Genomic DNA, 24626 nt, shown 5'->3' on the forward strand with positions numbered 1-24626 from the left:
GTCAGTCAGCGGGTCGGTCGCGCGTGAGCTCGAAGATAGCGAGCTCGACCTGAGCGCGGGTGCGGTTGTGGTCCCCACCCCAGCTATCTAGTAATTCGAGGTACGTGCGGTAGTCCGGCGTAGATCGAATCTTCTTGCCGATTGTCACTTCACCCGAGGTCTGTTCGAAGATCCAATCGCTGACGCGCTTGTCGAGAATCGGAGCAACATCCGGTCCATCAATGGAACTTGTCATAGAAGCGAAGGATAGCCACTTGGTGAAGAAGGCCCCACCAAGATGTTTTACTCGACCGTCGTTGCTCATGTAGCTATACGCAGCAACGTGGTCCGGTTGGCGAACGATGTCAGCGGCATTTCTGAGCTTCTCGGCAACAGCGGGATTAATCGATGCCTGGGAGTTCGCGCTTGTTCCGACACCGGTCAAAATGGATCGTGCCCGGAATGGGCCGTAGCCGCCCGGGCCGCCCCAAATGAGTACGGGAATGAAGGCTGCAAGGACCTGCTCCTGCGCGAGCTTTTCCTGAACCACTTTTCGAACTACTTCGCGGTCGAGCTTGTCTGGGAAATCGTTGAGGGTCGCGACAACTTCCGGAGCGTCGCTGACGATCTTGAGCCAGGGTTCCTTCTTCCAACCGAATGCTCGCTGTGGCTGGATCTCTTCGCTGAGGCGCTGAGCCAGAATCTTCGGAATCGACGGGTTAGTCATGCGGTACTCCTGCATTCTGTGGGGCGTGCCCAGACCGAGCAAACACCGTTCAACTGCTTGCTATCTCCAAAGGATACGTATCTGCTGTCGGCCTGTGTAAGGTCCGGGCCGCAGGGAGTTTCGGTAAGTCAGCCAGCCTACTGATCTTGTCCACTATTGCTCGATTGGTACGCGCGGACTTCGGCCAGTATCCGCTCCTTGTTCGCTCTGACCTGTTCGCGGTCGACCGGGCGACGTGCGAGGTATTCTTCAAGATCCATGGGCATCGAAATCAAGCTCCTGGGGACTCGAACTACCCACGTACTCCGGGTAGGGGAGGTCACTTCTGTGGTGAGGACTTTCGGGCGTCCTTCAACGATTCAGTATGGGCATCAGCACTCACGTCAAACAGGCCATCTTCGAAAGCCTGTCGAGTTATCTCATCCAGATTCCGATGACGATCTGAGCTTTCTCGCCCGGGCTGATCAGTCACCACTGTCAGAGCCTCAGTAAGCGGCGGGCTCGTAGCCCACCAGGTCATCCTCTGCGAAGCGGGTGCGCACGTTCTCGAGCTCGTCCCAATCCACGTAGACGACAGACTGACCGCCGCCTTCGCGGCCCGTGCCGTTGGTCGGCAGGGTGAAGCTGGAGATGTCCGAGGCGCGGGTGGAAGACATGGAGGAGCCCAGCTGGATCATCTTGGTCAGGCCCAGCTCATGGTCCAGAGCCACGTACGGGGTGGTGGCACCGATCAGATCCGAGAGCTTGCCCGGGTTGGTCAGGGTTTCACGCGAGAGTACCTGGCCGGCCACGGACTGCAAGAACAGCTGCTGGTTGGCCACACGCGTGTAGTCGCCATCCGAGAAGGACTTGCGCTCGCGGACGAAGGCCAAAGCCTCATCACCATTCAGCGTGATCTCGCCGGCTTCGAAGGGGATGTTCACCGGGGAGGATGCTGTGAAGGCGCGCGGATTGTTCACGGTGACCCCGCCCAAAGCGTCGGTGATGTTCTTGAAACCGTTGAAGTCCGCCACGGCCACGTGGTCGATGCGCTGGTCGATGAGCCCCTCCACGGTCTGCACCATCAACGGAACGCCGCCGTAGGCCATGGCGGCATTGACCTTCGCGTTGCCGTGACCGGGGATCTCCACCCACGAGTCACGCATGATCGACATGATCTGCACAGATTCGCGGTCGGAAGGAATATGCGCCACCATAATCGTGTCGGCGCGGCTGCCCAGGTCAGACAGCAGAGACGTGGAGGTGTCCGCACGGGTATCGGAACCCAACAGCAGGATGTTCAGCGGGGCGTCCTCGCCATCCGGAGGCTCGACTGCGGCGGGGCGAAGGGACTCATCTGGGAAGGCGTTGTCAATGGTCTCGATATCGCTGAGTCGACCGAAGAGGCTCCACGCGATGAACACGATGGCACCGATGAACAGCACCAGCGCGATGAGAATAGCTATCAAGCCCTTGCGGCTCTTCTTCCGCGGGCGATCACGGTGGGGAGTGTCCATTAGCGCGTCGGTCATGCCCCTTAGTATCGCATAGGCGCGCGTTACGCCCGGGTCATGAGGTGCTTGACGGGGGTGAAGCCATCGACGAGATATTCCACTTTGTCCGCTGTGAGGTAACCCTTCTGCGATAGACTCGCCGATGAATCGACGTAATACGACCGAATCGGCATGCGAGCACCAGCCGATTCTTCGCTAAGTCGATGTACGTATTAGACGAACTACGAGGGGCTCCCAGGACCATGCCGACTCCGCTCAAGCGCCTTCGAAAAGGCCTTTGGCACTGGCGCCAGGGCGGTTACTCTCAGTATCGAGAGTGGCGGCGGCGGAGCAAGTACCACATCCCGGGCTATGGCACTCAGCAGCCCGCCGTGGGGGCCTCCCCACAGCGCATTGAAGAGTACTATCCGGCGGTCTCCCCGCTGCAACGGCCGAAATCTTTCCCTGGGTTACGTGTGGGAGTCATTCTTGACGAATTCTCGCTGGCCGCCTGGGGGCCCGAGTTCGAGATGGTGGTGCTCACTCCGCAGCGGTGGCGTGAAGAACTGGTTCGCGAGCCCATTGATCTGCTTTTCGTTGAGTCAGCTTGGGCCGGCAATGGTGGCGCCTGGCAGTACCACCTCACCGGCACGTCCGCTCCGCGCCACGCTGTGCTCGAGCTGGTCAACTACTGCAAGGCCATGGAAGTGCCGACGGTGTTCTGGAATAAGGAAGACCCGCCGCACTTCGAGGACTTCCTGCCGACCGCAAAGCTCTTCGACGTGGTCTTCACCTCAGATTCTAATCTGATCCCGAAGTACAAAGAACTCCTCGACCACGACCGAGTGGATTCGCTGAGTTTCGCCGCCCAGCCCTCCATTCACAACCCCGTGCGTATCAAGGGCCTGCACAAGCAGAACGACATGGCCTTCGCGGGCATGTATTTCTCCCACAAGTACGAGAAACGCCGCGAACAGATGCACATGCTGCTGGGTGCGGCGGTGCGCGTCTTTGAGCGCGGGGTCTACTCCTTCGACATTTTCTCCCGCCATCACGGCGGTGATGAGAAGTATCAGTTCCCTCAGCCGTTCAAGAAGCACGTGGTCGGCTCATTGCCGTACGAGAAGATGCTCGCGGCCTACCGCGCGTACAAAGTCTTTTTGAACGTCAACTCGGTGACGGACAGCCCCTCCATGTGTGCGCGACGTGTCTTCGAAATCGTCGCCTCAGGTACCCCCGTGGTGTCCACGGAATCTGCTGCGATCCCGAAGTTCTTCCGGAACAATGAAGTGCCGGTGGTGCGCGATGAAGCTTCCGCTGCCTACACCTTGCGGGCCATGCTCAACTCCTCGCAGTTGCGGGACCGCACCGTGCACCGTGCGCAGCGTCGCATCTGGGAACAGCACACGTATGCGCACCGCACGGCGAAAATTCTGAAGTCCGCCGGCCTCCGCGTGGAGTCTCCCTTCCTGGCTGACCCCAGCGTCAGTGCCATTGTTTCGACCAACCGCCCGCAATTCCTTTTCCAAGCTATTGACTCGGTGGCCGCGCAGAAGAAGGACAACCTCGAGCTGGTGTTGCTCACCCATGGCTTCGACGCGCAGAAAACTGAGCTGGAAGCCTACGCCCGTGACCACGGGATCGAGAACTTCACCCTGTTGCACGCCCACAAGAACGATTCCCTGGGTGTTTGCCTGAATCGCCTGGTCAAGGCCGCTGACGGCGATGTCATCGCCAAATTCGATGATGATGATTTCTATGCCAGCCATTACCTCTCTGACAGCATCAACGCCCTGAAATACTCTGGTGCTGATCTTGTGGGAAAGCTGGCGGTCTACATGTACTCCCAGACCGATGACGCCATCGTGCTGCGCAATCCCGGTCAGGAGAACATGTTCACCAACTTCATCGCGGGAGCCACCTTCGTGGGCAAGAGCGATCTGTTCCGAAAGGTTCCGTTCTCCCCTGTGCGCCGCGGCGAGGACACGCGCTTCCTGAAGTCTGCCGAAGAACGCGGAGCCCGAATTTACGCCGCTGACCGCTTCAACTTCATGCAGATGCGCGGCAGCCACAGCCATACCTGGGACGTGGACGACGTTGAGCTCTATGCCAACGGCGTCATCGAATCGTACGGGATGAATGCCCGGCACGTGGTTGTTGATGGAGACAATTCGAAGGAATCAAAGTGACCCCCAAGACTCAAGATCTGCCTTTTGCCACGGTAAGCGTGATTGGACTCGGATACATCGGTCTTCCGACCGCCGCATTCATTGCTTCGACCGGTGCCCGCGTTATCGGTGTGGACGTTAACGAGCGCTTCGTCGAGACCATTAATCGTGGCGAAGTGCCCTTCGTTGAGCCAGGCTTCTCTGCCATGCTTGAAGGCGTTGTCGCTAACGGGTCTTTGTCCGCTCAGACGACCACCCCCGAAGCAGATGCGTACATCGTGGCTGTGCCGACTCCTTTCAAGGACAACCACGAGGTGGACGATAAGTTCATCCGTGCCGCATCAGAGAATCTTGCCCCGCAGCTGCGCGGTGGCGAGCTGATCATCCTCGAGTCGACGTCTCCGCCGCGCATGACCGAGCGCATGGCCCAGTTCATCCTGAACGCACGACCCGACCTGACCTTGGACGAGGGCAAGGAAAACAGCATTTACGTGGCACATTGCCCCGAACGCGTTCTTCCCGGGCGCATCATGATCGAGATGCGGGACAACGACCGCGTCATCGGCGGCGTGACGCCCAAAGCCGCCGAAATGGCCAAGGACCTGTACGCGACCTTCTGCGATGGCGAGCTGCTCCTAACCGACGCCACCACCGCCGAAATGGCGAAGCTGACCGAGAATGCCTTCCGGGATGTCAACATTGCGTTCGCCAACGAGCTATCCATCATTTCGGACCGTCTGGGCATCGACGTGTGGGAGCTCATCGAGCTGGCGAACCATCACCCGCGAGTCAACATTCTGAAGCCTGGACCGGGTGTGGGCGGTCACTGCATTGCGGTGGACCCGTGGTTCATCGTCTCGTCCGCGCCGGAAGAGTCGCCGCTGATCCAGCAGGCTCGGGCAACCAACGACGGCAAACCCGAATATGTGTTGTCGAAGGTCAAGGAAGCGGCCGCTGGGCGCGATAACCTGACGATCGCTGCACTGGGTGTGGCCTTCAAAGCTGACATTGACGATCTGCGCGAATCGCCGTCCCTTGATATCGTCGAACGCCTGGCAACGGAGATGTCCGACGCGCGAATTCACGTGGTGGAGCCCAACGTGGACGAGCTGCCGAAGAGCCTGACGGGTTATGAGAATGTCCAGCTCGCCCCTTTGGACCAGGCAGCGAAAGATGCAGACATTGTCTTGCTGTTGGTCGATCACCACCAGTTCACGGAAATCGACCCTGCAACGCTGGGTGACGCCACAGTGATTGACACACGGGGCATCTGGCGCTGACACGCATTGGTGCTTGAGTCCTGTCCGCCCCGGAACAGAGTCGAGGAACGAGTTTGACAAGTTTGCTCACACGTTGGCGGAACCGTCCGCATCGTTCGGAATCATCACCAGGGGACCAGGGGTCCGCAGTGGTCCCGGATCAGGTCGAACTGACCCGTCAGGAAGCCCTGGACGAAGCCGCCCATCTGTGGGACTCCGGGCGCCGGTTGTCCTCGCTGGAACTGCTTCGTAGCACCCGTGCCACCCTCGGCAATGATGCCGAAATTCTCTGCGAATATGGGGCTCAGGCGTTTCTGCAGGGCCACGTGTGGGCGGCCCGGGAAGCGCTTCACGATGCCGTGGATGCCGATCCCGCTCACCTCGATGTCCTTGAGCTGTTCCAAGACATCAACCGTGACCTGCCCTCAGCGAAGGGGGTAGCCACCCAGCCGCTGATGGCCCTGGCAGAGTCTCTGCCTCTGGGTGCCGGACGCGATGCCGAGGCGGCGGCCTTCCTTGTACCCAGCGTGTCTTTGGTCGACGCCGTGAACCGAGGCATCCGCACTCTTAAACGCAGTGAGGACCCGGTGGCCCGGCAGATCAGCCTGTTAGCAACTACCCCTGCCGAAGGGTGGGACGACCTCGCACGGGACGTGCCACCGCAGAACGCCGTGCGTGCCCGCCTGTTGGTGGATCTCGCGTTGGGCAACATGGACGCCGCTGCGATTGCTCTGGAGGAGATCGACGACGCCTCGGTCCCTCGTCGCTCGGTGCGCCAGGCCATCCGCCAAGCCCAGCGGCTCGGCAACGACGAGCTGTCACGGGAACTGTCGGTCCACTATCGTCGCTCCGAGGCCCACGCCGTACCGCTCTCTACCGCTGTGCGTGACGCCCTGGATTTCAACCTCGACCGCTGAGCCGAGGGTTCCGCTGTCGACTTCGGGAACGGGCGCACAGCGGCTGGTATCCTCAGAATTCAAGGGGAATTCACGGTTGTCTATCGGGTTTCTCCCCTCACCATGATTCCCGAATCAGATCTTGGAGTGAGCTTGACCGCCGATTCCTCCGTCCATGAGGACACTGCCCCCGCCGAGACTGCTGAAGTTGTCGCAGAACTGACGCGTCGCGTGGACGAGTTGTCCCAAGAATTGCTGGACGCCTACCGGCGCGAGGAGATCCTCATCAAGCAGGTGGATGCGCTGCAGACACGCCAGCAGCAGACCACGCAGGAGCCCGTCACCGACGCCGCACTGCAGCGGAAGCTGGAAAGCGTCGAAGCACAGAACGCTGATCTGCGATTCGAGCTGTCCTCCGTGCGCGTGGCTGCAGCTGCCGCACACGCGGAACTGCGCTCCCTGCACCAGGGTACGTCCTCCACCAGCGCCAATTCGAAGAATGATCAATCGTCCCAGTCTGACGTCTCGGCGCTGCGGCGCCGATATCGTCAGTTGCGGCGCAAAGTAGCACGCGTGGTGCGTCCCTCATGAGCGCGGTGGACACCGCTGATCTACGTAGCGGCACCCTGGCGTACCGGCTGAGTTCCATTGCTCAGCGCCGACACGAGCTTGAACAGCTGCGCCACGACAACCGTGACCTCGCGGCCCACGTGGCATCGCCCTACTTCAGCCGCATCGTTGCGAGAGGTCAGGGCTCTCCTTGGCCGGCCGCGGACGAGCGAGAGTACCTGCTCCGCCAGCAGGGCGCGGAGGCAGAGCTTCGCCAGAAAGTACGCGCCTGGCTGACCGAGGCGGCACAGTTGCCCCAGGTCGCATCACCGCACTGGGATCGCAAAAGCGCCACGCGAGTGGGGATCATCGCTGATCAGCCGCTGGTTTCTGCTCTGGAAGATTCCGTCACCTTGGTGCCCATCACTCCGGAGAACTGGGAACTGGAACTCGGCGAAATCGATGTCCTGCTGGTCACCTCAGCATGGATGGGCGTCGACGGAGCCTGGTCCGGACTGGCCGCTCTGACCTCGCCGCTACGTGATCTGGTGGTTAAGTCCATCATGCGAGGAGCCCGTGAACGAGGCGTTCCGATCGCGTTCTGGTCCACAGAGGACCCTCTCGGCTTCACCCAGTTCCGCCGCTTTGCCGTCCATGCCGACCACGTCTTCACCACCGCGGCCGAGTCGGTGCCTGCTTACGAGAAGATCCTGCGTAGCGGCACCACGGTGCAGGTGCTGTCGCTCGGTATCAACCCACACCACCATCACCCACTCGGATGCGCGCGTCACCAGAATCACGACTTCTTATTGGTTGGCCCCTGGGACCGCGAAGAGTACCCGGAGCGCCGCTTCGCGGGGGAGCGGATCCTCGACGGGCTGGTTAATGCGGGCGCCGATCTGACGATTCTTGACGTCCTGCTGCCCGACATGGTCGCCGGACTGGAAGCTCGCTACCCCGACCGCTACCTGCCTCATTTGCATAGCCCGCTCACCGCTGAAGACACCGCAGCGCTGCAGCGCCTGCTGCCGCTGGGAGTCGCGCTCAGCGCCGATGCAGAGAGCCAGACGTCGTTCGACCGGCGCGCACTCGAGTTGCAGGCGGCCGGCACCATGATCGTGGCGAACTACAACGCCGGCCTGAACACTCAGCTCCCGCACCTGCAGATGCCCGACGGTCCGGTGGATGTGGCGCAGATCGTGGAGAGCCTGTCCCCGGAGACCATCCGGGAAGCCCAGGTGGCCGGAATTCGGGCAGCCTTCAGCGCGAACACTGCCGCCGACCGCATGGGAGATTTCCTCGAGGCCATCGGCCTCGTTCCGCACCTGCCGGTACATCGGGTACTCGTCAGCGCGATCAGCGCCGACGATTTCGCCGCCTTCGTGGCGCAGCAGACCTACGCAGGGACGATCGAGCATGTTCCGCACGGCGAGGAAGATCAGGTGCGAGGTTCTCAAGACGGCGACGTCTTTGTGCGGTTGCCAGCGGACAGCGCTTCCGGGCCGAACCTTATCACCGATATTGTCTGCGCCTATCGCTACTCGGACGCGGACGCGGTGGTCGTCCGAAACCTGGACTTTGAGGGACCGTTGTATGAGTACCTGGATGAGCATCCGGTAGAAGCGGATGTGCCGCACGCAGTGTGGGTGCGCTCTGGGCAGACGCTGGCCGAGGCTCAATCGAGTGCAGAGCGCACCCTGAGCATCGCCTCGGACACAGTGCTTGCTTACCGGCCCGTAGCCATACCTCAGAGTGAGCCCGAGCTGTCCATCCTGGTGCCGATTTACAACAACGGCCCGCACCTGCGCAATAAGTGCTTTGAATCATTGCGCCGTTCCAGTGTGTTCCCGAATGCCGAGGTCTTGCTCGTCGACGATGGGTCTACCGATCCCGAGACCATTGCGATCGTGGACCAGCTCGAAGCACAGTACTCCAACGTGCGTGCTTATCGCTTTCCGCCCGGTGGTTCCGGCAGCGCCTCCCGGCCCCGCAATAAGGGCCTCGAGCTCGTGCGGACCCCCTACGTGACCAACCTCGACCCGGATGATGAGCAGAGCAACGACGGTTACGTGCGGCTGCTCGAGCTGGTGAAGCAGGGCGACTACGACTTCTCGGTAGGTAACGCAGTGGTCCAGCACAAGCGGCGAGTGGTGATCGATCACGCGAAAATGCTCACGCCCCTTGTGGAGGAGGACGGCACCGTCGTCGACGGTGCGCTCTCGCGGCTCAACTACGCCCCGGTGCGGATTCAGACAATCGTGGCACGCACCGAATGGTTGCGCGGCCTAGGCATTACCCAGGTCGAAGGCTGTCAAGGTCAGGACACCTTCTTCTTCCAGCAGCTCTTCCACGCAGCGCGGAAGATCGCGATCACCCACGAAATCGTGCACACTTACTTCGCCGCCGTTCAGAACTCCGTGGTCAACACGGTGGGCGTCGGCTTCTACCGCAAGTACGTGGAGCTGGAGCGATCGCGGGCGGCTTGGTTCGCCGAGGTTGGGCTACTGGACCACTACAAAGAGACCCGCCTGGAGCCGTTCTTCCGGAACTGGTTCCTGGGCAAGCTGCCGCAGGTTGTCGAGAAAGATCTTGCGGAATGCCAGCGGATCATCCGTCAGCTCGGCTCCTTCTACCGTGCCCCCGACGAGTGGAACGACCCCCGGCTCAGGGAGTTCTTCACCGCGGAATTGTAGATGTTCGCCGAAAGTTCATGATGATCACACAGCCCGTTTCTAATGCCGCCGCTCGACCGACCGGGACCGATTAGAGGATTACACAGATATGAAATTCAAGGTCGTCAACTTTCAAGCCCATCGCATCAGCGGCTGGTTCTATGATCCCAAGCCCAGTGACACGAAATCCGTTCTCGATCTCGTTGTCGACGGTGAATTCATCGAGCATCTTCGGTGTAAGATCTTCCGCGGAGAGCTCTCGGCTGCAGATTTTCATACCCGCAACATCGGCTTCCTGGGGAGCCTACCGCCGCAGTTCTGGGACGGCACCGAGCACGAAGTTCAGCTAATTCATCGCGCTTCGGGGACCGTTCTGAAGCAGGACCGAATTCAGGTCCCGGATCGACGGGCCCCCTCGTCGACGGTGCGTGGTGAATTCTTGGTGACTCCAGCCGGTCAAGTAGCAGGATGGGCAGTGTGCGGTGAATCCTCGTCCGAGACTGCTCGGGTTAGGGTTTCCGTTGATGGTACGACCGTGGAGGAGTCCCCAGCGAACCTGAAGAAACTGCCGTGGAAGCACGGCCGGATCGATCTGAAAGCTCCGTTCAATCATCAATACGGTGCCCAGATTCCCAGCGAATACTTTGATGACGCGTTGCACCGTATTGAGGTTTTCGTTCAGAGCCCTGACGGGTCCGAGGTGCGGCTACTGCAAGACGACGTGATACTGGCCGGAGAACACGCGGGGGTAGCTCGTCACGAAGTCGAGCGCATCAAGGAAGGACGTCCAGATACTTTCTTCAACTGGGTTGAAGATCTTTCGGTGCGTCGTGGTACCAGGTTGAAAGAGCTTTCATTTACCGAGTCATACGCGAGTGTCACGGTGACGGGCCCCGTCGGTCACCAGCGGGTGGACCTTCGCCTCGGTGACGCTATCGCCGTATTGCACGCTGTGAATGATGGCGACTCGGATGGCGAAACCACCGGCGAGCATCGATTCGCGGGCGAGCTACCGACGAAAGCTCACGTTCCAGAGCAACTGCGTCTGTACTCTTCTGGGGCTGAACTGTCCGAGACGTTTGATCTTCGACTTGGCGGTGAGACCGGTCGGCGCCCGCAGGATCTCCCGGACGAAATTGAGCAGAGTCTCCACGGTGAGTTTTATCGATCGGATGCTGAATTCGACGGAGTGGCGTTTCATGGATGGGCCTTCCATACAGGTGCGCTCCAGTATCCAGCGCGCGTTGTTCTAGAGTCCATCGTTGATGGAGTACCTCGTGAACTGATCGGAACAGACGCCAGGGCACGTCATCCCGAATCGATTGCGAAGTTTGGAGTGAAGCGCTCCGGATATTCGATGGTGCTTCCACCGGAGGCGCTCGTTACCGGCGAGAAACATCTCCGTCTGACTGTTGCACATGGGTCTATCGAAGAAATTCTCTGGGAGGACGACAGTTTCGATCCTTCGGACGAGATGCTTCTCGAGATGGCGCGCAAGTCCCTCGATCCAGACGCTGTCATCGAGATGTGGAAAAATGCTCGCCGCGCCGGGCGTGAGACTTTCTACCGCGAGTTCATGCGGACGCACCACAAGGCGAAGTCTGAGATCTCGTTGAAAAGGCTCGAACGGGCTGTGGCATCCCTATATGAGCTGCCGGGTGCCACTCTCAACCCGGCATCAGGCGCCATCTGGTACTGGGTCGAAGAAGTGCGCACGAACACTGGTCGTATCCACTGGTTCACCCAGAACGCGATCCGCAACCGCAATGGCGGAGCCCGCGACATCCTCGCCTACGCGGCCACTAAGGGCCGGTACGACTTCGATCAGCTCCATGGAGTGCTTGAGTCCTACCGCATCAAACTATTCCGTGACCAAGCGCGTGACAACCTGCAGGCCGACAATTGGAAGACGGGCATGCTCTCGCTGGCACGGTACCTCTTCGCAGCCCCGCGCGACGACATCGACTACCTGGACGCCTTGACCTTGTACTCAATGGTGGAAGACTGGCGCGGGATCGCTGAGGTGACCGGGCCGAACCGTTCGTTCTACGGGGAGCTGTTGCACTGGCGCGGAGAATTCGACGAGTCCTACCGTTTGCTTACCTCCGGAGACCCAGACCCGGAACATGACTACTCGCAGCGGCTGATGGCTCTCAATGCGCTGAACCCGCACGTGGGCGACGCTCGACACGGTCGGGACACCTGGCTGGTGGAGTTCAATCAGTTGATGGAGCAGGGCGGTGCTGCCGGCATCGAACTCGACGATGATGTCAGTTTCTTCTCCGTGAGCTCGTCGTTGCCCCCGGCGGAGGATGCCGGCAACGGACCGCTCGTCACCGTGCTGATGCCCATCTACGAGCCCTCCGCAGCCACAGATGTGGCGGTACGGTCGCTATTGGCCCAGACCTGGACCAATATCGAGATCCTCCTGATGGATGACTGCTCTCCCTTGATCGACGCGGAGGGGAACCCGGCCCCGTACCGGGATCAGCTTGAAGCTCTTGCGGCCCTCGATGATCGCATCCGCCTGATCTTCAACGAGACCAATCGCGGTTCCTACTCCGTGCGCAACGACGGGATTGATCTGTCCCGCGGTGAGTTGATCACCATCGCCGACAAGGACGACTGGCATCACCCGCAACAGATTGAGCTGCAGGTGCGGGACTTCATGGATCACCCGGATCGGGTGGCAAACATGACTAACTGGGTGCGTGTGGATGAGCATCTGACCATGAAGCTGCGCTCTGCCACGGGCAAGGTCTTCTATCCGTCACTGCCCTCGGTCATGTTCCGTCGCGATCCTGTGGTGAACGACCTTGGCTACTGGGACACGGTACGGAAATCGGGCGACTCCGAATACAAGTCACGCATCGAGAACTACTACGGCATCAAGATCGAGCCGATCATCGACGCCCCGTTGGCCTTCGCCCTGATGGAAGGCGGTAATCTCACCCGTGACGATTTGGGTGTGGGTTACCTTGCACCGGAACGTCGGGCGTACCTGCGCGCGTACAAGAGCTGGCACCGCAGTATCCGCGAGGAAGAGGCCTCACCGTACCTGGCCAAGTCGCCGCAGGACCGTCCCTTTGTGGCGCCGGAGGCCTATTTGCCGAGCCGGTCCAAAGAACCGGGGAAGTACGACGTGGTGTTCGCCTCGGAGTTCGGATTCCTCGCAGGCAACTCCACTTCGCTGTTCAATGAGATCAACGTGTGCTTGAGTGCCGGGCTGAGGGTTGGGGTGATCCCGTTGCAGAACGGGCTGATTCCCTCGGCAGCGAAGCGTCAGTTCAACCGCAAGATCGACGACCTGGTGTTTAATGGACAGATCGATCGGCTCTCCCTGGACGCGGTGAATGAGACCGATCTCTTGGTGATCCGCTGGCCCACAGCTGTCCAGTCCGTACCGGATGGCCGGTCCGGGCTGATCCCGGGGCGTATCGTGATCGTAGCGAACCACCCGCCTTATGAGCCCAGTGGCGAGCGGCGCAGCTATGACATGGGCACCGTGACTCGCAACGTCGAAGGGCTCTTCGGAGTACGCCCGGTATGGGCGCCCCAGAGCGAGCAGATCAGCGCCATGGTCGAGCCGCTGATGCCGTCCTCTGACCTGTCGGGCTTGACCTGGAAGGGCATCATTTCGCTGAAGGACGGCATTGATCGGAACCGATTCCACCCCGGTCAGCCGGTCATCGGTCGCCACGCCCGTGACGATGAGGGTAAGTGGCCGTCCCGGCGAGAGATATTCCAGAAGGTCTACCCCATCGACGGGTCGGCGCAGGTCTGCATCCTGGGTGGCACGAAGGTGCCCACGCAGAAGGGCTTCATGCCACGGCGCCCGAAGAACTGGGAGATCTACGTCTTCAACGAGATTGACGTGAACGAGTATCTCGATGAGAAGATCGATTTCTTCGTCTACTTCCACAGCGACGGCTGGCTGGAAGCGTTCGGTATGGCCATCTTGGAAGCCATGAGCCATGGCGTGGTCTGCGTGCTCCCTGAGCACTTCCGCCCCGTGTTCAAGGACGGCGCGGTGTACGCTGAACCAGATCAGGTGCAGGACGTCATCGCTGAATTCTGGGACGAGGGCCGCTACGCGGAGCAGCAGCGGCGCGGTCGAGCATTCATCGAGGACGAATGCACTTCCGAAGCCTACCTGCGACGCCTTGCACGATTGGGCGTTACAAGCTAGCTCTACCAATTTCAGTGTCGAGATTTCAGTACTTTTGAAGGAAAGCGTTAATGAGCAATATACGACATGGCGATGGGGAAGATTCTGTTGCGTCAGGCAACGAGACAGAACCGCAGACAGCCCAAGACAGGTCGGCTCTTCATGAGTCACTTATCGAGGAAGAGCGAGCGCTACTAGTCGAGCTTCAGATGGCGTATAAGCAGATTGCGTCAATGGAGTCATTTGACGAGGGCCTCAACCGAATCTCAGACGAGTTGCGAACTGCTCGAGAGCAGTCGACGACTACCACGAATGCGTTCGAGGCTCGGCTGCGCAAACAGCAGGAGGTGCTAAACCGCATAGCGGAACCCGTCTCGGAAAAATCTCTTCCTCAGAACTATGCAAAGAGATTTGAGCGACTTTCGAAGAGAACGCAGCGCCTCGAACGCCAGTTACACGGACTATCCGATGCTTTAAGTGCGATAACAGTTCAACTAGATCGCATCGAAAGTCAACTTGGCCGTACAGATAACACGGTCATCACTAATTCCGAGAACGAATCCTGATGCATAAGCCGGCTTTCCCAATAAGTACACGACTCGAGTCCATTCAATTAGCGCTGAAGCAAATTGAGGAGTTTCAAGCCGGCCGACGAAGTTTGGGAGCGTTGCTGCAAGATGACGCGGTACAACTAAGAACTCCCGTAACTTCCTTGACGGCTGCGCACGGATATAGATCGCCTGACGCGCTCACGACACACCTCAGCAACTTGGCGGACTCTCTTCCGCGACTTCAGCAGGGAATATCGCGTCCGTACCGAGACTATTTGTTTGGCTATGTCGGCCCCGAGAATGTTCGATCCATGCTCGAAGGGCTCGTCGCTGTCCGGCGCATGTCGCTCGACGCGTCAGCCAGTTCAGACTTTGAAGGCATGGCAGCCCTCTTGGTTGTGCCAAGCGAACGCCTGGATTGGATGAAACTCCCAGCGTTTAGGAGCATGTTCGAGGCTGCTCGTGAAAACGGTGTCCCCATCGTTTACTGGGATGGGGCTGATACGAATACGAGCGACGGGCAAGTACTGGCGCAGTATGCCGACCACATTTTTACTTGGTCGTCTGAACGCATCACGTTCTATGAGAACTCATGCGTTAACGCGACAACAATTCAGGTTCTAAAAAATGGTGTGAATCCTCTCCATTATTCGCCGGTCGGAGCCGGTGGTAATCGAGAGGAGTTTGTGATCTACAATCCGGGAGTGCTTCCTGGTACTGGTGAATCGCGACAGTATCTTGCCTGGGTCCTAGAAGGGCTCATGAAATCCAAAAAAGCACTCTTGATTACTGAGGGGAGCTTTGAGTCTCCGATTCGCTCGACGGCCCCCTACATGGTGTCCAAAGAGTTTGCAGTTCACCTAGACAGAATATCCAGGCTTTCTGATTTCTCTATTGTCGAGAATGCAATAATGGCATCGCAAGAAGATTTCTCCCCCGACGTCGTCGATCAGATGGCTATGGGCAAACTGGTCCTATCCACCTACAGCCAGGGGGTGAATTCGCATCACCCCTATGTCCATATTGCTAACTCCAGTGACGACGTCGCGTCGACACTTGATTCACTGAGTTCGCGCGAGCTCCTTGCAGCTCAGAATGCGGGTGTCCGAGAGGCATTTACAGACCATCATGCATACGACCGTGTTACGACTATTCTGGCGACGTTGGGCCTTGTCGAAAGCGAGAGCGCTAAAGAACGTGTTCTTGGTGTATCGAAAGAACCAAGCGATGCGCTTCGACAAAACATGTCAGTGCAGACATGCGGAATGGTTCCTGTCATCGATTGGAACGAGCTTTCGGAATATCGTGACGAATACGATGTGCTACTTCCACTGAATCCAGCGTGGCATTACTCGCCAACGTATGTACAAGATCATGTTGCGGCGTTCAGTTACCAGGGTTCCAACGTGACCATGAAGCTTGATTGCGCCCCAAGCGACGCAGTCGATCGAAGGCATCAATTTACCGATGCTCTGACCGCCCTTGAGATGACAGCATGGTGGAAACCGGACGAGCGGTATCTGAGTTCGCCTGAGCGGCTCTCTTCGTCGTTCGACAACGCCTACGCGATCGATCAAGAAGGGTTCTCGAGATCTAGGGACCGAATCAACGTCGACCCCGGGCGCAAGTTGCATCTTGATGATGAGGCGAGACTGAAGGAATCGGCGTCAGCTTTTAGCGTCGCTGGGAAACGTCTCAACCTTGAGCTGAGCGTGATCGTACCGATATATAACAACGGCGACCATCTGAGGCACAAATGTTTCGCTTCATTGGTCAGATCCAGCATCTTTAACAAAATGCAGATTCTTTTAGTTAATGATGGATCTAGCGATCCTCAGACTATCGAGACAATCGATCAGCTTGCACGAACTTACGAAAATGTCGAGGCCTTCCACTTTCCCAAAGGAGGGTCTGGTTCAGCGTCCAGGCCGAGAAATGCCGGCCTGCAACTAGCCTCCACGCCGTATGTGACGTATTTGGATCCCGACAATGAGGCGACTGAAGACGGCTATGCCAAGTTGCTAGAGGACTTGAAAGCATACGGTGAGGCTCAGTTCGCTGTTGGGAATATCAGTGTGTGGAGACATAGGTATGTTCCGCAGCGCTACCACCAGCGGCTTTTAGACGCATTCGGCGATGATATGGATCAAAATGGCACAGTCCATCTGCCTCATCACGCTATCGCTCGCGTTGACTTCCGTCCCATTAGTATCCAAGCAGCAGTAATCAGAACAGCATGGTTGAAGTCTCTTGGGCTCGAACAACCATTGGGCGCCGTTGGGCAAGACACTTTCTTTTTCCAGCAGATGTTGCATTACGCAGATCGGATCAGGATTCACGATACCTCTGTTCATACTTACTATGGTGTTGTCGCGAACTCAACGGTCAATGACATTTCACCGAGGTTCTTTGAGAAGTATGTCCCTCTCGAGCGGGCGCGATCAGAATGGGTTAAGTCCGTAGGTCTGCTGGAGGAGTACCAGAATACGCGACTTGAGAGATTTCTCAGAACCTGGCATTTGGTGAAGCTCGAGCGAGTTTCCGATGAAGAGTGGCTCGAAGCAGCGGAAACCATCGCAGAATTTACTTCCTACTACGAGAAATCAACATGGAACTCCCGCGGAGTGAGAAATTTCTTTGCACGGCTTGAGAAGGAGAGGACCCGGGTCGGTTCGCCCTTGAACGCACCGGCAGATGAACCAGTACAATCTCCGGTGCGTGCCGAAGACATCGAACGCAGTGGAGCCAACCTGCCGCTCCTTATATATTCCTCTTTGCGCCGCCTTAACTTTCATGCATCTTTCGGTGCGATGAAGTATCGAACAGACCTGTCCGAGGGGTCGACTCTAGATTCTCTCCTCATAAACAAAGACTCTGAGACGCTTGTGGTTGCATTTCACGGGGCGCTGACTTCTGGCAAGAAGGAACTTCCTCATTTTGAATGGCTGAGAACGCTTCAGAATACCGAGTATAGTAGTCTTTTTGTATCGGACCCGACTTTATATATGAGCAAGGGCCTAAACCTGGCTTGGTATATCGGTTCGGAAAGCCTTGATCTAAGACCTATTCTCGCGCAGTTGGTTCGGAAAGCGGCGGCTGCGACCGGTGCGAAGAATATTATTCTGACTGGCTCCTCCGGGGGTGGCTTTGCGAGCTTGCAGGTAGGCGCGTACCTCCCAGACAGCTTGTCGCTTGCGTACAACCCTCAGACGGACGTACGTCGTTACCATTGGACCGTTCAAGAGCGTTTGCGAAAGAGAATTTTTCCGCAATTGTCTGACGGACGTGATCGTGTCCGCGACTCGTGGACGCTTTCGTTGGGCACACGCACGTCGGTGTTGAGGCGATATCAGCAGAATCCCCAGAACGAATTCTGGGTTGTGCAGAACATGAATGACCAACATCACGTCACTGAACACTACCGGCCTTTTCGGGAGCAAGTTGAGTCAAGCGCGACTAACAACGACAGTAGGTTCATCGAGTACCCTGGTCCTCACGGACATTACCCGCCGAACCGTGAACTTTTTCTCGGGCTATTGGAAGATGGCGTTGCACGCTTGCGGCAAAAGGGCGTATAAGTCGCAGGACGCTTTGCGAAGTTAATTGGGTGGGCTTCAGATGCTCAGACTTTCGTTGAGGATCTCAAGTCCTGCGACGAGTGGCGTCGACTTCGCAATGATGAGATTGCTGCCATGTTAAGCATCACTAATGGAGCCCAAGCTAACGTGCGACGAGTTCACGCTGGGCTTGGGGCGCTATAGCCGGTCGCCACAGATCCAAGTGAGCAGTTAGCAAATTGTCCAACAACGAATCAGCAGTCCGCCGGACTGATCAACGAGTCGCAATTGGGAACGAACGTGGACGTCTACATCCCGCCCGACGGCGCAGCTGAAGAATCTTTTGGCCTGAGTTGTACAGGTGGTGGGGTTTGTGAGGCATCGTCCCAGGTCAGAGAGTTTTCAAGCGTCGTTTTGGGGCACTAATCGTATGCTGTGAGAGTGAGTCCTTACATCCGGAAAGTCCGTACTGCCTCAGGAGCGACCGCGGTACAGATCGTTGAGAAACGCCGCGGAACACGTCGTATCCTGGAGCATCTCGGTTCAGCCCACACGCCAGCAGAGCTCGTGGTATTGATGCAGTTAGGCCAGGAAAAACTCAACGCAGGTCAACAAGTACTCGATCTTGACCTACCTGCCCCGGAGCACGCCGAGGAGTCCCTTGCTGGTGCGGTCGTCACGGGGACCGTCAGCCAAGTGCTCTGGGACGTGCTGGCCGATGCTTACACGTATCTTGGATTCGATGGCCTCGAAGACGACGCGTTCCGGTCTATGGTGCTCGCCAGAATCATCGAGCCAGCTTCGAAACTGGCGACCACGGGGATCTTGGAAGAACTGGGTGTGCCTGCCCTTCACCATCGGCACTCGCGGGGCAGCCACCATGGTCCTCTACGACACCACCACCTTGCATTTTGAAGCAGAAGACGAAGACGAGCTCCGCAAAGTCGGAATGAGCAAAGAACGCCGAGTCGACCCACAAGTCCAGGTCGGTTTCCTCGTTGACCCAACCGGTTTCCCGCTGGAGGTGCATCTCTTCGAAGGCAACAAAGCAGAGACCACGATGCCGGTCCCGGTGCTGGAGATGTTTTAGGCCCGTCACGGGGGTGAGGGACATGGTTGTCGTCGCTGACTGGCGCATAGCGTGAGTCGGTAGCGCTGGTCTGGGTAACCGGTAGCGGAGTTCTGACGACCGGGAAGCGCCTCTATGGTGCTTCCCGGTCGTCGGTTTCTCAAGTTCCTCTACTCCCAGTAGCCAGGGGCCGCTCGTGTCTGTTCCCCCTGGTGGCGTCGCATATCAATGTCACCAAGGTTTATCGTGCGGGCATTATTCGCCAGCCGATTGACGATACTGTCCGCAGCGATTCTGTCAGGCAGAGCTGAAGCCCAGTACGCGGGCCCGGTTTGAGAAGCGATCATGGTCGCTGCCCGGTGTTCTCGGTTCGCCAAGATCGCGAAGAGATCGTTCGCGGCTTCAGGGTCTATACCGACGGTCAAGAAATCATCGATGATCAACAGATCCGCATCGGAGAGCCGATTCAATAAGGCTTGATGAGCGATGCCATCGCCTCGAGCGATGACGAGACGACGGGCGAGTTCGTCCATGCGGGTGTAGAAGACTTTATGCTCGTTGTGACATGCTGCCACGGCAATCGCGCAAGCAATATAGGTCTTTCCTCCTCCTGTGGGCGAGGTGATCAACAGGTTAGCGGTCTCATTGGCCCAGTCATGGGCGGCATAGCGGGCCATCCTAGCTGGGGTGATATTTCGTCCTTCTTGATAGTTGATCTCTGCGATCGAGGCCCTCATGATCGGTAGCTGCGCAGCCAGGAGCAGTTTCTGAATGTTCTTCACTCGGCGTTGATCTAAAGCGTCGTCAACGGCCGCCAGGAATATTTGCTCCGGGGTCAGGTGGTCGTTGCTTTCATCGATGATGAGCTCTTCGAACTTCGCAGCCAGGTGAGTGATTCGTAAGGTGCGAAACTTCTCTTTGTCCTCGGTACTGAACACGGAATTCATCAAGGCGCCGCTCGTGGGTGTCGTGGTCATGGCGCTGTTCACCGTCCCTGCTGGTAGTAGTCAGCTCCACGCACGTAGATCTGTGCTGGATCGAGGTTAGCTGCGGCCGCCTGGGGTTTGATGGTGGCGGCTGCCGCCCTGAGAGGTCTGGGTGTTTTCGTATCAGAATCAATAGCAGCCATGAGTCGCTTGAGTCCGGAATAGCTGGCATACCCGCCTAGGTTAGCTAACTGCGTGCACGCAGCCTCGAGGCGTTGTTTATCGCGTTTGCCGAGGGTCTCGAGAATGTTCTGGCACTCCAGATACCCTTGAGCCTCGATCTTGTGGCGGTCTAGAACAGCGGTGATGATCTCCACGGTCGCCGGCCCGAACGCGGCTGCCCGACGGATAAACCAATCGCGAGACCACAAGCCCGCAACGTCTTGATGCTGGTGGGGTATATGCGCGGAATCAGTGGAGTACTGGCCCCGGCGACCATGTTTACGTCGGTGCTCGGCGATGATGGCATCACCATCGAAGATACTGACCTGTTGATCTGTCAGTCGTGCTCGTAGTAATTGACCTGCGAGTCTATGTGGCACTGAGTAGTGCTGATAGTCGCAGGTGACATGGTAATTCCGTCCCACTTTGACTTGCCTGTATTCAACGTCTTCATACCCCTCAGCTGGCAAGCCTGCCAGGGCTGATGCTTCTTCTGCCAGGAATCGTTCGGACCTGGTTGTTCCATCGGCTCGGCGGATCTCTTCATTGATCTCCCTCATCCGAACACTGATCGCGGTGTTGAGTTCGGTAATGGTCGTGAAGACGTCTTCTGCCAGATATCCGATGACGCGCTTGTTGATCACCTGAACGGCAGATTCTACGGCGGCTTTGTCTCGAGGTTTGCGTACCCGGGCCGGCACAATCGCCGTTGCGTAGTGATCGGCGAACTGCTGGTACTTTGGATTCACTGCTCGGGCAGACTCGCCTTTGGTCGGGCGGTGCGTAGCAGTAGGCGCATTATCAGGGACCACGATTTGAGGGACCCCGCCGAAATACTCGAAAGCTGCCTTGTGAGCACTCAGCCATGAATTCATGCGCATATCAGTGCATCCCGTGCAGTACACCAAGCCCGAATAGGGTAACACCGCGACGAATAAGTAGACCTTAGTGATTTCACCGGTGACTGCGTCGCAGACCTGAAGGGTGTCACCAGCCCAATCAATGAATGCCGCCCGGCCCGGCTCATGATGCAAGGTGGCGACAAGATCATTTCTTGCCGCGTAATCGCTGAAGAGGTGGCAGTACTGAGAGTACGAGTACTTCCGCAGCCCGGAGGCCACACCGAGATAAGTTCTCCACCCCTGAAGCAAGGTGAAGTGACGATTCGAACGCATCGAGGCCACCACCGGGCCGAATTCCGGGGCTAGGTAATCACCTGCAACTCGTCGACGCCGATCGGGGAAAAGCTCCTCGACCCGTTTAACGCTCATGACAGCAACTTGGTCACCGGTGAGGCCGTGCTCTTTGATCACCGCACGGGCTTTACCAACGTCTCGTTGGGAACATCCTAAGGATTCAGCGATATCTCGATATGACCGCGATTCCAGCAACAGGGACATGATCTTCTTGTAATCAGCCACGATGAAGGCCTGCTTCCATGGATCTAGAAGAGAAAGGCAACGCCGGACGACGCTACTACTCTTCAGCACACCATGGTGCTACCCAATACCCAGAACCGCGCTTACAGATACCCAGACCAGCGCTTTCATCTCACGCTATGCGCCAGCTGACGCCGGGATGCTCAAAGCGGCCAATCTCAACGCCTTAGAAGTTGCTGGATTCTCCTTCATCGTCGGCTCCAGGATTACGAAGGCCTCCTATGATCTGGCCGGGCATTTTCAGCGCCATGGCACTCACTTCACTGATGGACAGACCCTGGAATCCGTGCGCACCATGGGCACCGGGGCTAAGGCCAGGGACCGCAGGGTCGCAGGGTGGTGTATCACTACTCGTTCAAACGAGACAACTACACGCTGAACAAAAGGATCGAGAAGGCCGAGAAAGTCGCTTCCGGGGCCCGGCCGGTGCGTAAGGACCGATTCGTGAAACTCAACGGCAAGAAACTCGGGGTGGACTGGGCACTGGTGGAACGGTCTAGACAGCTACAGGGCCTGAAGGGCTACGTCACCAACCTGCCGATGGAGTAGATGTCGGGGACTGAGGTGGTCGCGGCGTATCACGATCTCTGGCAGGTCGAACGCTCCTTCCGGATGACGAAGTCCGACCTGCGTGCCAGGCCAGTCTTTCATCGCAGTCGACAATCGCTCGAAGCGCATCTGACCGTCGTATTCGCTGCTCTGCGTGTTGCCCCCTACGTGCAGGACGCTACTGGTGTCAGTATCAAAAAGCTCGTGCGTACCCTACGGCCCTTGCGTAGTGTGACGATCCGGATCAACGGTCATGCCTTCACTGCTGAACCAACTATCAGCATGGAAGCCCGAGAAGTTCTCGACCAGCTACCATCAATCAACGCACCGGGGCACTAAACCTGTGCAACTCAGGTAAGGGATCACATCTTGCCCTCGAAGCTGAAGCGCATCGTGGAGAACCAGTACGTGCTTTCCGACAAGGAATAGTTGATCGGGGTGAACCTGATCGGAATGGTCGCCTGGTTCTGAGACGTCGCCCGGGAGGGCGACGTGGGGCGCACGCTTTGGTGCGTCGGTGCTCTGAAGCAGTTCTCGGGACGAGCGAATGGACACGGGATTCGTGTCGTATGACACGCCTATCAGTGTTGCTTTACTGCGAAAAGGTCGGGTCGCCCTACGTGCATCGCCCTGGCTGGCTTGTGGTTGGAAAACAGAGAGCGACTGTATCGCCCCGCGCCAATTGTCGACGCCATGCCCGCACGGGGGAGGCAATCGCGGCAAGTCTGTTCACCGCTATGTGCTTCCGGATGGGGCCCGTTTGTGGATAATCTCTTCACCGTCGACAAGCGCAATTGTCTCGCGGGTTGCGGGCCCCAGCTGACCAATCGGACATCAGCGTCAGGGGCATCACCATAGGCCACCAATTGATAGCCTTCGCCGCGAGTGCGCTCGGTCGACACGCTGGTGAAATCGGTGTTGCCGTTGATAATGGTCCCGCCACCTGGGGCGGCGACAAAAAGATGTCGGACTTCAGCCGTGCAACGTTATGGTCGTTATCCGTGTGCTCGAAGTGAGCCGCCTCTGACAATAGCGACGTCTGGGGAGACGAAGAAGCCGCTATGTCGGAAAGCATCGCATCGTATGCCGTGCTGAAGAGCGGTGTGGGTGTTTTCGATGAAACGACGGGTCAGGAGTGACGCGACGTTGACGCTACAGGAGTACCAATCTCGTGCCGTGATCAACGCGGAGTAGGCAGCGAGGACGGCACGGTTCGTCACGGTGTAAGGAGACTATCGATCACTCAAGGAACCAGGGCCTGTTGATTTCTTGCCCAACTATCATCCACACGCGGCGCTAGTCCTGTGCAATTTAGGCCAACACCTGCGGCTGGGTGAGATAATGAAGCTTCCTGCGGAACAGCTCGCAGGTCCACGCAGCAAAATACCGGAGGCCATTCGATGACCAGTTCTGTGCCGCAACATTTCTCGGTTGACGTCGTCAGGGAAGCGTTCGGAACACCGCTGGCCGGCTATTCCATCGTTTTGGAGGCATGGCGTCGCGGCCTCGAAGTGCGCTTGTTAGACGGTCAGATGCGGAGATTCTTCATCTCTAGCGAGAATCGTCGAATCAAGTTCGACAAGGCCCGCCCATCCACGACTACTGCCACTGCTATGCGCGTGGTGAAGAGCAAGTCCATGACGTCGGCCCGTCTGCGTGGCGCCGGGGTGCCAGTGCCGGCGAATGCTGTCATCGATCCGGCTAATGAAGATGCTGTTGAACGTCTAGTGATGGAGGCTTCTGCCCTTGGCTACCCGGTCGTGCTCAAGCCGCTGATTGGCAGTATGGGCCGCGATGTTTACACCAATATCCAAACAGAGGCGGACCTGCTGGAGATTTACCGCTATCTGAACCGCGCTGGACAGAAGAAGCAGAAGTATATTCTCGAGGAGCACTTCGCCGGTGAGGACTATCGAGTCCTGGTGATCGGCGATCGAGTCACCGGAGCCGTACTACGCCGCCCCGCGAACGTCATTGGTGATGGAGAACATACCATCGCAGAGCTGATCTCGCTTAAAAACAAAGCGCGATCCTGCAATCCGCATCTCTCCTCTAAACGCATCAAGCCGGACCATGAGCTACGGCAGTTCATCTCCCGACAGGGCCTGAACATAGAATCCGTGCCTGACTCGGGGACGCTGGTGATGTTGCGCGGCAAAGCCAATGCGACACAGGGCGGCGACAGTATCGACCGGACCGATGAGGTTCCGGAAGCCCTCAAAGCAGCAGCGGTGCGCGCGGTGGCAGCGATTCCAGGCCTATTCATGGCTGGAGTGGACATCATCTATGACGAAAAGCGCTAACCGGCGGAGGATAGTTTCCGGGTTCTCGAGCTAAACTCCCGCCCCGGGATTGAGATTAACATGTTCCCTTGGGAAGGCCAGGGACGGGATGCCCCGCGCGATATCATTGACCAGCTCTTT

Annotated in this window: 12 protein-coding genes and 2 pseudogenes; 10 read left to right on the forward strand and 4 right to left on the reverse strand. The window is 58.0% G+C overall.

Translation table 11 applies throughout. The annotated features are described in order from the left end of the window. Position 1: 1 nt before the first annotated feature. Both P8192_RS00840 and P8192_RS00845 read right to left on the reverse strand, forming a co-directional pair. Entirely contained in the window at positions 2–706 is a 705-nt protein-coding gene (locus P8192_RS00840) for a hypothetical protein (RefSeq protein ID WP_278157803.1), read from the reverse strand. 485 nt (positions 707–1191) lie between these two features. Then, positions 1192–2217: an LCP family protein gene (locus P8192_RS00845; protein ID WP_278157804.1), complete on the reverse strand. Its 1026-nt coding sequence runs from the start codon at positions 2215–2217 to the stop codon at positions 1192–1194. A 224-nt stretch (positions 2218–2441) separates the two neighbouring features. Between P8192_RS00845 and P8192_RS00850 the strand changes: the two genes are divergently transcribed. From P8192_RS00850 to P8192_RS00885, 8 genes and pseudogenes are all read left to right on the forward strand, one after another. Beyond that, positions 2442–4367, forward strand: a complete 1926-nt coding sequence (locus P8192_RS00850; RefSeq protein WP_278157805.1) for a glycosyltransferase family protein — start codon at positions 2442–2444, stop codon at positions 4365–4367. Beyond that, on the forward strand, positions 4364–5626 hold the full coding sequence (gene wecC / locus P8192_RS00855; RefSeq protein ID WP_278157806.1) for a UDP-N-acetyl-D-mannosamine dehydrogenase: 1263 nt from the start codon (positions 4364–4366) through the stop codon (positions 5624–5626). Before P8192_RS00850 ends, wecC begins: the two co-directional genes overlap by 4 nt. 128 nt (positions 5627–5754) lie before the next feature. Further along, positions 5755–6522 carry a hypothetical protein gene (locus tag P8192_RS00860; RefSeq protein WP_278157807.1) on the forward strand — a complete coding sequence of 256 codons (768 nt, stop codon included), beginning with the start codon at positions 5755–5757 and terminating at the stop codon, positions 6520–6522. A gap of 126 nt (positions 6523–6648) precedes the next feature. After that, positions 6649–7092: a hypothetical protein gene (locus P8192_RS00865; protein WP_278157808.1), complete on the forward strand. Its 444-nt coding sequence runs from the start codon at positions 6649–6651 to the stop codon at positions 7090–7092. Beyond that, positions 7089–9743, forward strand: coding sequence for a glycosyltransferase family 2 protein (locus tag P8192_RS00870; protein ID WP_278157809.1), 2655 nt, complete (start codon positions 7089–7091; stop codon positions 9741–9743). Before P8192_RS00865 ends, P8192_RS00870 begins: the two co-directional genes overlap by 4 nt. Before the next feature lie 514 nt (positions 9744–10257). After that, a complete protein-coding gene (locus P8192_RS00875) occupies positions 10258–13911 on the forward strand; it encodes a glycosyltransferase (protein ID WP_278157810.1) in 3654 nt (1217 codons plus the stop codon). An 841-nt stretch (positions 13912–14752) separates the two neighbouring features. Beyond that, positions 14753–18019 carry a glycosyltransferase family 2 protein gene (locus P8192_RS00880; protein ID WP_278157811.1) on the forward strand — a complete coding sequence of 1089 codons (3267 nt, stop codon included), beginning with the start codon at positions 14753–14755 and terminating at the stop codon, positions 18017–18019. 420 nt (positions 18020–18439) lie between these two features. Beyond that, positions 18440–19128, forward strand: a pseudogene (locus tag P8192_RS00885) (IS1634 family transposase); the annotation flags it as partial. Between the two features lie 109 nt (positions 19129–19237). Here the strand turns inward: P8192_RS00885 and P8192_RS00895 are convergent. Together P8192_RS00895 and istA are read right to left on the reverse strand one after the other, a co-directional pair. Further along, positions 19238–20044 (reverse strand): ATP-binding protein, encoded by an 807-nt coding sequence (locus P8192_RS00895; protein WP_278157814.1) that lies wholly within the window; start codon positions 20042–20044, stop codon positions 19238–19240. 8 nt (positions 20045–20052) lie between these two features. Continuing rightward, on the reverse strand, positions 20053–21636 hold the full coding sequence (gene istA / locus P8192_RS00900; protein ID WP_278157815.1) for an IS21 family transposase: 1584 nt from the start codon (positions 21634–21636) through the stop codon (positions 20053–20055). A gap of 145 nt (positions 21637–21781) precedes the next feature. Between istA and P8192_RS14475 the strand changes: the two are divergent. Then, positions 21782–22542, forward strand: a pseudogene (locus tag P8192_RS14475) (IS1634 family transposase); the annotation flags it as partial. A gap of 1061 nt (positions 22543–23603) precedes the next feature. Then, entirely contained in the window at positions 23604–24506 is a 903-nt protein-coding gene (locus P8192_RS00915; RefSeq protein WP_278157818.1) for a hypothetical protein, read from the forward strand. Positions 24507–24626: the final 120 nt, after the last annotated feature.

The sequence above is a fragment of the Citricoccus muralis genome, from assembly GCF_029637705.1.
Lineage (GTDB): Bacteria > Actinomycetota > Actinomycetes > Actinomycetales > Micrococcaceae > CmP2.